Raw genomic sequence first — 13,353 nt, 5'->3', positions numbered from 1 at the left:
ACCTCGCATGACTTCAGTCAAAGACGTTGCACAGTTGGCCGGCGTGTCCCTGATGACCGTTTCCAGAGCGCTCAACAGTCCGGAAAAACTGAGCGCCGAAACCCTTCAGCGGGTGCGGCGCGCCATTGATGAGCTGCAATTCGTGCCCAGCCTGTCGGCGCGCAAAATGCGCGGCGATAACCTCCAGGCACGCACCATCGGTGTGTTCGCATTGGATACCGCCACCACCCCCTTCGCTGTCGAGCTGCTGCTGTCAATCGAGCAGACTGCACAACAAGCAGGCTGGAACGTCTTCATCCTCAACCTGTTGAACAACCCGCCTACCGATCAGGACATCGACCTCATGCTGTCGCACCGTCCCGACGGGTTGATCTTCAGTGCAATGGGGTTGCGCCAGGTGAGCATTCCCGAACGTTTGAAGAGCAAGCCGCTGGTGCTCGCCAATTGCCTGGAGGATGACAGTCGCCTGGTCAGCTATGTACCGGATGACGAGACTGGGCAACACCGCGCGGTCCATCACGCGCTGAGCCAAGGCTATCGGCGTCCGCTGTGCATCAATCTGCCAAAACGCAGCCTGGCCTGGAGCCTGCGACAAGCAGGCCTGCAGCGCGCCTGCCAGGCATTCGGGCTATCGACCGAAGCGCTGCTGCAATACGACCTTTCCGATCACGATGCCTACCATGAAACAGCCGCCATTCTTGACCGACACATCATCGAGGGCCGCCCTCAATTCGACATCCTGATCTGTGGTAACGACCGTATCGCCTTTTGCGCCTATCAATTGCTGCTGGGTCGTGGCCTGAAGATTCCCGGCGATGTGGCCGTACTTGGCTACGACAACATGATCGGCATCGCCGAATTGTTCATCCCGCCCCTGACCACGGTACAACTGCCGTATTACGAGATAGGTCGCAAAGCGGCCCGGCACCTGATCGAAACCCTGCAGGTCGCGGGGCCCCAGCCAGTGGACTGCCCACTGGTGGTCAGGGCGTCGCTATAAGCCAGGCGCTGCCGGCTCCGCGCCTCATGCGACGCGGTCCAGTTGCTCGAATCAATATTGCGAGTGAGCAAGCTTGCTCACTCGCAACGGATCGATTTTGCACTGGCAACCGAAGCGCTTGTCAGGCAACCAGATCGTTGGTTGCGAAGGTATTGACCCCCACCAGCTGAATCTCGAAATCTGCGGCCAGATCGCCGTTGACGTTGCCGTAGAGCACGTGGTCAACGAAGCGCAACTGCCCGGCGCCGGTGAAGGCATTCGAGTCGATGAAGCTGAACGCATCGTTCAAGGTGGTCAGGCTATTGGCGTCCAGTGTCGACAGATCGATTTTGTCGCCTTGGAGACTGCTGAAGTCGAGGATGGTATCGCTAGCCGTACCACGACCCAGTTCGTTCAATGCGTTGAACACGAATAGATCGGCGCCATCGCCACCACGCAAGATGTCGGCACCAATGCCACCACTCAAGGTATCGTTACCTGCACCTGCGTCGAGTCGGTCGTTACCTCCCCCGCCCACTAGTACGTTGTTGCCGCCATTACCGGTCAGCACGTTGCTCAGGTAGTTACCCCCGGCATTGATCTGGGCGGTGCCGGTCAGCGTGAGGTTTTCCAGGTTTGCGCCCAGATTCCAGTTCACCGAGGAAAGCACAGTATCGGTTTCACTGGCCTGGGTGCTGGTTTCGCTGACGGTATCCTTGAGATTGTCGACCACGTAAGTGTCATTGCCGGCGCCACCGACCAGCGTATCGACACCACTGCCACCGTTCAGGATGTTGTTGCCGCCATTACCGGTCAGTACATTGTTCAGGTAATTGCCGCCGCCATTGATATGGGCAGTGCCGGTCAGCGTGAGCTTTTCCAGGTTTGCACCCAGATTCCAGCTCACCGAGGAAAGCACAGTATCGGTTTCACTGGCCTGGGTGCTGGTTTCGCTGACGATATCCTTGAGATTATCGACCACATAAGTGTCATTGCCCGCGCCACCGATCAGCGTATCGACACCACTGCCGCCGTTCAGGATGTTGTTGGCGCCATTGCCTGTCAGCACATTGTTGAGGTAGTTTCCGCCGCCGTTGACCTGGGCAGCGCCGGTCAGTGTAAGGTTTTCCAGGTTTGCACCCAGATTCCAGCTCACCGAGGAGAGGACGCTGTCAACTTCACTGGCCACAGTGCTGGTTTCGCTGACGACATCCTTGAGATTGTCAATGACGTACGTGTCGTTGCCCGCGCCACCGATCATCGTATCGGCACCGCTCCCGCCGTTCAGGATATTGTTGGCGCCATTACCGGTCAGCACGTTGTTCAGGTAGTTGCCACCGGCATTGATCTGGCTGCCGCCGAACAGCGTGAGTCTTTCCAGATTGGCTCCCAGGTTCCAGCTCACCGAGGCGAGCACAGTGTCGATTTCACTGGCCTGGGTGCTGGTTTCGCTGACCACGTCCTGGAGGTTGTCCACCACATAGGTGTCGTTACCAGCCCCACCCGTCATGGTGTCCTTGCCAGCCAGCCCATTCAGTAGATTACCCAACGCGTTGCCAATCAAGGTGTCGTCATTGGCCGAGCCGACTGCGTTCTCGATTTTAGCGCCGTAAGCAATCGCCAAACCTTCGTTGAAGGCAGCCTGGGTGCTGAGGTCCGTGAAAGCCTGGCCAATTTTACTGAACTGACCTTCGTTCAAGTTGATGCGTACTGACCCGCTTTGATTGCTTGCATCGATGGTGTCAACGCCGCCAGCATCCCAGATCGTCTCGAAAATCGATTGATCGGCAGTCCAGCTATAGGTGTTATTGCCGGTTTGCCATTGCATATTGGCGCCGTAGAGACGCTGGATAGCCGCAATGTCCAGCAACATCGGCGTGGTCGGCTCGTAGGAGTACGCCGTGTTGTAGCTCATGATCGTGTTGCTGACATCATCGAGCTGGGAAGCAAGTACCGTGGAGTTCGACAGGCCTGGCGAAAACGGATGTTTGAGGCCGAGTGCATGACCGATTTCGTGCATGAAGACCAAATAGTCGTAGGTACCTTTGACGGGACTGGGATCATTCGTTATCGGACCGAGCCAGACATCACCGCCACTGGGGGTATTGGCGGGAAAATAGCCCCAGGCCGCAGTGTCCGAGTCCATGCCCGCGTAACCGCCGAAGCGCAAGTCACCAACATTGGCAAGGGACTCGCCGACTTCCGTGAACTTGACGTTGGCGACCGACGCCCACTTGTCCAGCGCACTCCTGATGCCGGTTTGCTGCGCTGCCGTCAGAACGTAGCCGGCTTCATACTCATCGAAATCACTGTAGGAACTTGCGAAATAAGAGGTCTCGGTCATGAAACTGTAAGTCAAGGACGTAACAGGCGTACCGGCGCTCAACCCAGTGCTCGTCCAATATGTGCCGAAAAGCAAGCTATCGATTTGCGCGTTACCGGTCAACGTTACCGATGATGAAGATGAGTATCCGAGCGGACTAGGCATTTGAAGCTTCCTGTAAGCAATTTGCGGTCTTCCCGATGCGACCGCTACAAAAAAGGGTTATTGTGCATCAGAAACAGCGGCCTTGATATCATTTAGCCACTTATTTCAATGTGAACGTTGTCAATGGGGTGTCACAAGCCATTCATTGACCTTACGAATATCCCCATCCCCCAACCTTCCGCTCCAGCGATGCAGTACGAGCATGCTTGTCACGAACCGGTACTGGGACTGATAAAAATCACGCCTTGCGCGAAACTCTTCCTTGATACTGTCCAGCACATCGACGGCATTCTTGACGCCATAGCCGAAGGCTTTCTCCGTCGCCAATCGTGATTTTTCAGCGGACTCCAGCGCGTGACGTGTCGCCTTGATCCGGCTGAGTTCGGCCGTCATGCCCAGATAAGCGGTGCGGGTTTCCTTGACCACTTGACGCCGCAAGGCTTCCAACTCCTGCTGGGCTACCTCCTTGTCGCTTTCGGAACTCGAAACCCGGGCGCTGGTGGAACCGCCACTGTAGAGCGGCACTTGCAAATCGAGGGAAGCGACGAGGTTGTCCGAGCGAGGCGTCAGCGCGCCTTCGTAACCGATGTCACTGCGTTGCGCCGTCAGGTTCAGGCCCAGCCGGGGCAGATGGCCGGCCTTCGCTTCACCGATCGCGGCGTCGGCGGCGCGGATACTGTGCTCACGGGCATGCAACGCCGGGTTGCTGTCGAGTGCCGTTTGCACCCAATAGTCCGGCGCTTGTGCCGGCAGGGTGAAAGCCGGGCTGTCGCCGATGCGTTTGAAGGGTTCCTGGACGTCGCGCCCTACCAGCTCGGAAATGGCTTCACGGCTGACCTGGACCTTGTTACTGGCTTCAATCTCGTCAGCCTTCAGCGCGTCCACGCGTGCTTCAAGGTCCAGGGTATCGGTCACCATCGCCATCTGGCGGGCATACAGCGCATTGATCCGCTTGAGATTACGCTCGGTCGCAGCCAGCTCGCTGCGTACCAGTGACAGTTCATCTTCGGCAGCGAGCACGGCGAAGTAGCGCTCGGACAGGTCAATGCTGGCCTGTACTTGGGTATCGTCGGACTCGTATTGACCTTTCTGGGTCAGTTCCACGTACTTTTGGTAGCTGCGCCAGACCTGCGGGTCGTAGATCACCTGGCTGAGCACCATGGCCATGCGCTTGCCGTTGTATTGGATGCGGCCCAGGTCATCCTCCCGTCGACTGCGGTTGACACTGCCGGAGGCGCTGAGCTGCGGCAGCAATCGGCCCAGGGCGGCCCTTTCGTTGCCCTCACCGCTACGGGTCATGGCCTGGGCCCGCAGGATGCGCGGGTCGGCCCCTTGCGCCTCCTGATGCAGTTGCCACAGATCGACATAGGGAAGCGCAGAATCGTTGTCAGCCAGGGCACCCAACGGCAGAAGCAGCAGACACACCGCGATCAGGGATTTCATGTCAATCCTCGATCAACGAACGGGCGAATGCGTTGCTGGCAGGCTGCATCAGATACTGCAACAGGGTCCGTTCGCCCGTATTGATCAAGACTTCGACCGGCATGCCGGGCACCAGTGCAAGATTGCCCAAGGCTTGGCGCCCGCTGTCGGTGAGGGCCACGCGGGCCAGGTAGTAGGCCGTGCCGGTGTCTTTGTTGGTCAGGCGGTCGGCGGATATCTGCACCAATTGCCCTTCGATGACAGGTGTGGTGCTGCTCTTGAATGCACTGAAGCGCATCTTCGCCGGCTTGCCCAGTGCAACGCGATCGATGTCCATCGGCGAGACTTGCGCCTCGACGATCAATTCCTCGTTGGCCGGCACGATATCCAGCAGCGCGGTGCCCGGACTGACCACGGCGCCCAGGGTATGCACGGTCATGCCCATGACCATGCCCGACTCGGGTGCGACGATATCGGTGCGCTGGTCGCGGTCCTGCAAGGTGGCCAGACGTTCGCGCAGCTCGTAGACCTTGGTCCGCGCATCGCCCAACAGACCCGCGACTTCACTGGCGAACGCCTTTTTGAGCTGCAGGATCTTCAACTTCGCTTCGTCGACATGGACCCGTGCCTGTGCGATCTCCGATTGGCTTTCGGCAATTTCGGTCCGCAGCCGCGCAAGACTGCGCTCCTGCTCCCGCAGGCGCTGCTTGTCTACGTAGCCTTCGGCAAGCAGTGCCCGCAAATCGACAATTTCTTCTTCATAGGACGCTGCCAGGGTCTGCTTGCTGGCGATGATCGCCTTGAACCCGCGGATCTGTTCTTCGATTTGCCCGATGGTCGTCTCTTGCAGGCCGATTTCGCCCAGCAGCGAAGTCCGTCGGGTCTGGAAAATCCGGGCCTCGCTGTCACGTGCTTCACGTACGCGCGGATCGTTGGGGTCCAGGGTCGGCACGGCCAGCGGCTCGGGCGCCAGGTCCCGTTCAGCCTCAAGCCGGGCCTGCAGTTCGAGCGCGGCGATCAGTTGGCTGCGCATGGCCTCCATTTCCGACCGTGCCTGGGTGTTATCGAGCACCAGCAGCACATCACCGGCCTTGACCTTGTCGCCATCATGCACGCGCAGTTCGCGCACGATGCCGCCTTCAAGATGCTGCACGGTCTTGCGATAGCTTTTAACCGTGACCACGCCCGGGGCCAGTGCCGCGCTGTCGAGCGGCGCCAGCGCTGCCCAACCGCCGAACAGGCCAAAGGTGACCAGCAGCATAAGATAGCCGACGCGCCGAGTCGGTTTGTCATCGATGGGTAATCCGGACATGTCGACAGAGGGGTGCAGATTATTTTGCATAAAGAGACTCGTCCGCCGCCTTCGGTTGAATCGCCGCAGCCTGATGAGGCGCGGGCGAGGCACTCTGCAATCGTGCCAAGACCAGGTCGCGCGGCCCGAACAGACTCAACTCGCCATGATTGAGCACCAACAGCTTATCCACCTGCGCCAATACCCCGGACCGATGGGTGATGACAAACACCGTGGCCCGGCTCTGCCTGAGTTTCTGCAACGCCTGGGCGAGCATTTTTTCTCCGGCATCATCCAGGTTGGAGTTGGGCTCATCGAGCACCACCAGACGCGGTTCGCCGTACAGGGCGCGAGCCAGGCCGATACGTTGCCGCTGGCCGCCGGACAATCCGCCGCCATTGGCGCCGATCACGGTGTCGTAGCCATCGGGCAGTTGCAGCACCAGCTCATGGACACCCGCCATGCGCGCAGCGGCCACCACTGCTGGCGCATTGACCGGGCCGAAGCGTGAAATATTCTGACTGATGGTGCCTTCGAAGAGCTCGATATCCTGGGGCAGATAACCGATGTACTGACCCAGTTCGTCCCGGCGCCACTGGCTGATGTCCGCCCCGTCCAGGCGCACGGTGCCGGCCAGGCCAGGCCAGATTCCCAACAGTGCCCTGGCCAGGGTGGACTTGCCGGCGCCGCTGGAACCGATGATGCCAACCACCTCCCCGGCAGCTACCTGGAAGCCCACGCCACGAATGATCGGTTTGCGGCTGTCCGGCGCCCCCACCGACAACCCCTCGACGCGAATCGCCCCTTCAGGTGCCGGCAACGACATGCGCTCAGGCTCTGCGGCGACCTTCGTCAGCAGCTCGCGCAACCGCGCATATTGCGAGCGTGCCCCCAGGAAGCCTTTCCACACACCGATCAACTGATCGATGGGCGCCAGCGCCCGCCCCAGCAAAATGGAGCCAGCAATCATCAACCCTGGCGAAATCTCATGAGTGATCGTCAGATAGGCGCCCAGGCCCAGCACCAAGGACTGGACGATCTGGCGGAACGTCCTGGATACCGCGGAAATAGTCGCCGCACGGTCACTGGCCAGGCTCTGCAGGGTCAGGACCTGATGAATACGCCCGCTCCAGTGCTGGCGCAGGCTCGCAAGCATGCCCATGGATTCGACCACTTCGGCATTGCGCAAGCTCTTGTTGATGAAGGTCGTGGCGGCCATCTGTTCCCGGTTGGCCGCCTGCAATGGTCCACGCGTCAGCTTCTCGTTGGCAAAGGCCAGCGCCCCCAGCAACAACGCGCTCAAGACCCCTATCCACCCGTACCAGGGATGGAAGATGAACATGACCGCCAGGTAGATCGGAATCCAAGGCGCATCGAAGAACGCGAACAGGCCGTTTCCGGTCAGAAACTGCCTCAAGCTCCCCAGATCGCTCAACGGCTGGCCCGAAGCATTCATGCCGCTGCTGTAGAGGGCCTGCTTGAAACTGGCGTCGAACAGTCGCTGGCCCAATAGCGTATCCAGACGCGTACTGATCCGCACCATGATCCGTGAACGCACCCACTCCAGCCCGCCCATCGTGGTCATCAACAGCAGCATGATCAGCGTCAGCATCGACAACGTCGACAGGCTGGCGCTGCCGACGGCACGGTCATACACCTGGAGCATGTAGAAGGACGGAACCAGCATCAGCAGGTTGACGAAAAAGCTGAAGAAACCAACGGAAAGAAAACTGCCTTTGCACAAGGCAAGGGCGCTTTCCAGCTCGGTTTTGGGGTGGGCTGACATGGTTCATTTACCTGAGGCTGGCTGTAGGCAACCTGAAATCGTGAGGTGCTGCAGCAGGAACGGGCACCGTTGGAGTGACCGTGCGATACGGTTTATCGTCGGCTGTATCGGCAGGGCTGGACGGTTCTGAAGGGAAGGATGAACAATTGTGGTGCGGTTGGAAGAACAGCCAAACGCCCCTTTTTCACGCTGCCTGGCTGACACCGAAGCACTTGACCCCGGTGAGGTTAACACTGATCCAAAACACCCTAATAGGATTGCTCTGAACAAATCCATACAAATTCAAACTATCGATTTCTCCGGCCGGATCCGGACTACCCCATCTCTGCAACCACGGCACGTAATACCTGAACCCATAATAAAGACCCGTCGCATCCCGCTCCTTGCCCGAATACCGCCCCGTCTTGTAACCCGCTTCAACTTCACTTCGCCCGGCAAACCAGGCCGTACTGCCATACGGGTGATAACTTTCCTGGCTGATCACACCCGCGTCGCTATCCAGTTCCAGACAACTGGACCCCAGGTGATCGGTCAGGCTGTAGCGATACTGGTCGTTGGCGATCCCGGCTGGAGGCGCTGTTTCCCAGTGCAATATTTGCATGGCGCTGCGTCCGGCCTGGACACGGATCACATGCAGCACTTCGCCGGAAGCCTCGCGGGAGGTTGGCGGGTGTTGAAGCATCCCCTGCGCTCAATACCCAAAGCCTGGGATCCCACTGCGCAACCAAACGCGCCATTGCATCATAGGCACTGCGGTTGACCCGCTCTTCGGCTTCTGTCGTCTCGACAGAGCGACAAAAGTCGACCCGGCGGATATCCAGCCCCGAGGGTCGACGACCGTCAAGACCGGCGTGTGCTGATGAATGTCGCTATTCACCTGCGGTGCTCTTTTTTCCTGGCTCGCCTCTGCACTTCTCGGTACAGGACAGCCAGACAGGCATTGGGCGAGACGATGGCATTTCCTCGGACACAGGCGGCTGGGGACCTTGGTCATTGTCGGTCTCCTGATGACGCTGCCTGACTTGCCGAGGACTCTTCCAACGTATCGTTCTCATCCTCGGCAATGCTGTACCACCCCAGGTAACGCTGGCGCCGCCAATACCCCATCGCCGTGACCGTCAGGGTCGGGCGCCCAAGAGGATCGTAGAACTGCCGGTCGCAATGACCGAAGCGGCGGAACGATTCGTCGTTGATGTAGCGATGGCCATCGGCGAAGTACGGCCTATAGACGCGCACGGCCAGGCCCTTGTTGTTGTATTCGACCCGCTCGCTGACCCGCCAGCGCTCAGCCGCTGGCGCGGTCACCGGTTGGTCGCCCTCCAGCACCAGGCTGCCGTCGTCGGCGATCTGGTAGGCGATGCCTGGCTCGACCTTCTGCTTGGTCTGCAATGCCCGGCCGAAACCGTCCCAGCACTGCACCACAATGCGGATCTTTCGCTCGGGGTTATCGGGTGGTTCCGGATAGCGGTCGGCTTGCAGGACCACTGCATGTACCGGTTCACGACGCAGCATCCAGCTGAAGGCATCGCGAAAGCACGCGCTGGCCGCGCCCTGCAACGCAGCATCCGGGTCGGCAATGGCTTGATCAGGCAAACGGACTACGGGTTGATAGTCATCCAGTGGCTCGAAACCCACCTCCACACCACGCTCGGTGCCATGGAAGCTGCTGGCTAATAGTTCGCCGAAGCCATCAAAACGGGCCTCCTGGACATTCTGATTCGGGTCGACGATGCGACGAGGCAACACGAACCGGTAGTCCACGTCGGTGACATGGGTGCTGCAATCGTCAGCGGTGGTGATGGCCATCGGTAGGCAATAGTAGGGATCGAAGACGATGTCTGTCGCACCCTGGCGTTCGGTAACACGGGTACGAATCACCCGGTAGAAACCGTCCAGGCCGGCGTAGGTCATGAATCCCTTGCGGGTCGACCACAGTATCCTGTCCGGTTCCTCGGGCAAGAGTGCCTGCATGGGCCGATAACCGAGTCCGGTCAGCTTGTCGGCCAGCTCCTCGGGATCGAGCACGGATTCGTAAGCCCGCAGCGCAGCTTCATCCAGCTCGGCAGACTCCAGGTAATCAGGGAGCGCTTCGAAGCTGGCTTGCCCCACCGGCAAGGTCTGGCCTGTCTGCTGATAACGCTGCACGGACAATTGTGCCAGTACCCGCCTGAAGTCATCCCTGGGCGGCGCATTAAGGCGATCGAACATCGCCTCGAAGGAGATATCTTCGGGTCCCAACATGGTCTTGGACAGTACCAACGCGTTGTCCCGGGACAGGTACGGCAAACCCAGGCGACAGCCCTGCGGATCATCGAGGTGAATAAACCGGGCCCGATGCTCACTCAGGTAGTAGTAACCCTGGGCGTCATCATGGGCGGCTCGCCACCAGGTCCGCTCGTGGGGTTCGCTGAACGGCGGTTCATCGTTGACCGACTTGCGCCGGGCATAATCGACCGTCACTTCGTGGGTCAGCCCGCCATAACGGTCCCACGCCAGGCTGATACGGTGATGACACAGGGGGTCGTCGGGCTGACGCTCATAAGTACAGAGGACGGATTCCAACTCCAGCGGCTGCATCCTGCAATAAGGCTGGTACTCCTCTCTTCCTTGCCACAGGCGTACGGCATAACGATGCTGCTGTATGGAATAGGGGCTTGTGTGCAGAGGATCGCTGGCGTCCGGGCCGAAGACCTCGACACGCAGCGGCAGGCCAGCCAGGGCGTAAGCCATGTCATGCCGTGTCATCTCGTCCGGCTGGCTGATAATGACATCGGGTGCGTCGCCTTGCGGCGCCAGCAACAACGCCGCCCCCAGGGCCGGAGCTGCACTGTCCGAACGATCATAGTCCGGGCCCGAAAGGTCCGGCAGACGGCCGGTGTGGAACCAGATCTTGCGCAGCACAGGCGCGGTAAAGCCGGTGCGCTGCCGTTCATCGCCGGTCACTTCGCTATCGGTCTGCTGCACCAGCCCGAAGCCGCGGAACTCACGCTCCTGACCGTCGTAGAACCCCTGGCGATACTCGAAGCGCTGGGTCAGTCGATTGCCTGTGATCTCATCAAGCTGGACCTGCTCGACAGCCACCGGCATCGGAAATGGCACATAACTGGTGGGCTCCATACCAGCCGCCATCAACACCTGCTTTTCATCCAGCCACTCCTGGGCCGAACTGCGGTAAGTCACCTGGCCCATTGCGCCCATGTTGTTATTGGTCTGCTGCAGCAGATACGGCTTGGCCTGGACAAAATCGCAGCGCCAATGCTGCGGCTTCATATGCGGGACGGTCAGTACCAGGCTGGAACAGCCAAGCCCTTGAAGATCGGCGACGCTGACCTGGCACAAGCGGTCATAGCGCACGCCCGCAGGCCAGGGCAGGATTCGCGGCGAGCTCTCGAAGCCCATGCCGGCGCGATTCATGAAGATCTCGGCATGCTCGCTGGTCAAGTAGATCAAGTCCGCCGCGCCGGAGCCATCCAGGTCCGCCAGCAACACTCGCGCAGCCTCGAAGGACGCCTCGGCATAAGGCAGGCTTGCAAGGCGAAATCCCGGATCGAATCGGCCATGACCACGATTGGGCCAGCAGACGATCTCGTTGTGGCGAATGCGCACCAGGTGCTGCTGACCGCTGCCCAACACATCGCTGAAGGCCACCAGTTCGGTCTGCGCCTGACTCAGCAGGGGAAGACGATCGTTGGGAGCGGACTCGATGTGGTGCGGCGCTTCCCGCCCCGTGGCGAACCCCGTCTGCCGGCGACTGGCATACAAACGCACGCTACGTGGGCCGATCAGTGCCAGGTCAGAAAGGCCGCTCCCCATCAGGTCGGCCAGTTGACTTTGCGGGTGGAAAAACTCACGGGGGAACGCCTCGAAAGTGATGAACTTCGACCAACTGCGGTCCGGGTTCAGGGTAAAGAAACCGCTGACCGCGGGTTGTGCCATGACCCAATCCAGGCGGCCGTCGCCGGTGAGGTCCATCAAGGACTGGCGCACCGCTTTACGACTGTCCATCACCGGGATGCCTTCCAGCCGGCGCCATGAATCGTAGCCCACGTCATCGGCGCTTTTCGCAGGCTCGCCGCGTAGCGGTTCGCGGTAGTACCAGGCCTTGTCACTGCGATACAGCACGCCTGGAATGCCTTCGCCATAGAGATCGACGAGCTGGTATTGCTGTCCGTCATTCAAGCCGGGCATGGCCTCGAACGCGTCATAACGACTGTCGTCGTGGGAGAACGGCGAATAGCTGAACTCAACCGGCGGGCGGGACTCGAGGCGCCCCTGTTCATCCAGCCCCTGGAGGTGTGCAGCAGCCAGCAGGTTGTAGCCCAGTGCCGTGGCCTGGTATTCGAACAGCAAACGTTGGACCAGCAACGGTTCGCTGCCCAACGGCTCGAAGCGATGGAACATCAGGACCTGCCGACAAAGACGCAGGTTGCCCAACAGGAAACCATAGCCATAGGTCGCGAAAGGATCGCTGCGTACCGGCCATACGCCGCTCGCCTCATAGGCTGGAATAGTGTCGAGCGCCGTGCTGCGCTCGCCGTAATCAAAGATCAGATCGAAGTGCCATTGCGCCTGTTCCAACTGATCGGGCGCCCAATGGTAAAGATGCTCGAAAGCCTCGGCATTGCCATAGCGCACGCGACACAGATAGCACTGCGCCCGAAAATCCCGCGGTGTGTCTTCGGGCATTCCGGCGTGATCTTCACCGGCGTATTCGTAGAGGATATGTTCGCCGTGGGCGTTCAGGCTTTCCTCCAGCAGCCACTCGCCGACACGCAGGTGGTCCTCCAGGTCGGTGCTGCGCGAAGAACTGTTGATACCGTACAGATGCAGGCTGCCATCGGCCCCGTGGATAAGCCAGAATCCTGGAAAATCATCCACCGATCGCCAATGCTCGATGCGCTCGAACGAGCCCTCGATGCGGGGAAAGTAACGCGCCACCTGATAGTCGGTTCCAAGGTCCAGGCCACGGTAACTGCGCACCGGTGTCCGGATGATGTCGCCGGCATCGTCGCGCTCTGCCAACCAGACAGTGCCATCAGGTCCGAGCATCACATCGTCGTCGGTGTAATCCGGTACCCCTTTGCTGGTTCGCCGCGCCACGCAACCCAACGACAACACCCAGCCGAGTCCGAACAGGCTGTTGCCTACGCTGCTGCCATAGCTGAGCGTCAAAGGAGGAGCGAAACCCCGTCCGGGAGAGATGGGTAACGGCAGGTCAAAGGACGCCTTGCCGCTGGGACCGACATCCCTCCAGCCTTTGCCGATGCTCTGGATCGCACCGCCCCCCTTGGGCAATGAAGGAGGCGTCACGCTGACACTTTCCGGTTGGTCCATCGCCTGGCTCCGAGCGGATCTGCTGGGAGCAATGTGGGCGTAATCCGCCAGGG

6 protein-coding genes and 1 pseudogene are annotated in these 13,353 nt (G+C 60.0%); 1 reads left to right on the top strand and 6 read right to left on the bottom strand.

Annotated features, from left to right (window positions below; genetic code table 11):
• Nucleotides 1–7: 7 nt before the first annotated feature.
• Nucleotides 8–1,000: a LacI family DNA-binding transcriptional regulator gene (locus LCU97_RS04270; protein WP_053150528.1), complete on the top strand. Its 993-nt coding sequence runs from the start codon at nucleotides 8–10 to the stop codon at nucleotides 998–1,000.
• A 121-nt stretch (nucleotides 1,001–1,121) separates the two neighbouring features.
• On the opposite strand, the gene LCU97_RS04265 is transcribed toward LCU97_RS04270, so the two are convergent.
• The 6 genes and pseudogenes from LCU97_RS04265 to LCU97_RS04240 form a co-directional block, all read right to left on the bottom strand.
• Entirely contained in the window at nucleotides 1,122–3,323 is a 2,202-nt protein-coding gene (locus LCU97_RS04265; RefSeq protein ID WP_232775652.1) for a M10 family metallopeptidase C-terminal domain-containing protein, read from the bottom strand.
• 264 nt (nucleotides 3,324–3,587) lie between these two features.
• Entirely contained in the window at nucleotides 3,588–4,910 is a 1,323-nt protein-coding gene (locus LCU97_RS04260) for a TolC family outer membrane protein (protein ID WP_053150522.1), read from the bottom strand.
• Between the two features lies 1 nt (nucleotide 4,911).
• Nucleotides 4,912–6,231: an HlyD family type I secretion periplasmic adaptor subunit gene (locus LCU97_RS04255; RefSeq protein ID WP_053150519.1), complete on the bottom strand. Its 1,320-nt coding sequence runs from the start codon at nucleotides 6,229–6,231 to the stop codon at nucleotides 4,912–4,914.
• Nucleotides 6,221–7,966, bottom strand: a complete 1,746-nt coding sequence (locus LCU97_RS04250) for a type I secretion system permease/ATPase (protein ID WP_232775651.1) — start codon at nucleotides 7,964–7,966, stop codon at nucleotides 6,221–6,223. The genes LCU97_RS04255 and LCU97_RS04250 overlap by 11 nt, the downstream gene beginning before the upstream one ends.
• A 250-nt stretch (nucleotides 7,967–8,216) precedes the next feature.
• Nucleotides 8,217–8,618, bottom strand: a pseudogene (locus LCU97_RS04245) (RHS repeat-associated core domain-containing protein); the annotation flags it as partial.
• Nucleotides 8,619–8,956: 338 nt separating this feature from the next.
• Nucleotides 8,957–13,300, bottom strand: coding sequence for a SpvB/TcaC N-terminal domain-containing protein (locus LCU97_RS04240; protein ID WP_232775650.1), 4,344 nt, complete (start codon nucleotides 13,298–13,300; stop codon nucleotides 8,957–8,959).
• Nucleotides 13,301–13,353 lie beyond the last annotated feature (53 nt).

Source organism: Pseudomonas uvaldensis, from assembly GCF_021271205.1.
In the GTDB taxonomy this organism is placed as follows: Bacteria; Pseudomonadota; Gammaproteobacteria; order Pseudomonadales; family Pseudomonadaceae; genus Aquipseudomonas; species Aquipseudomonas uvaldensis.
Note: the sequence above shows the minus strand (reverse complement) of the source record. Positions and strands in the feature narration are given on the sequence as shown.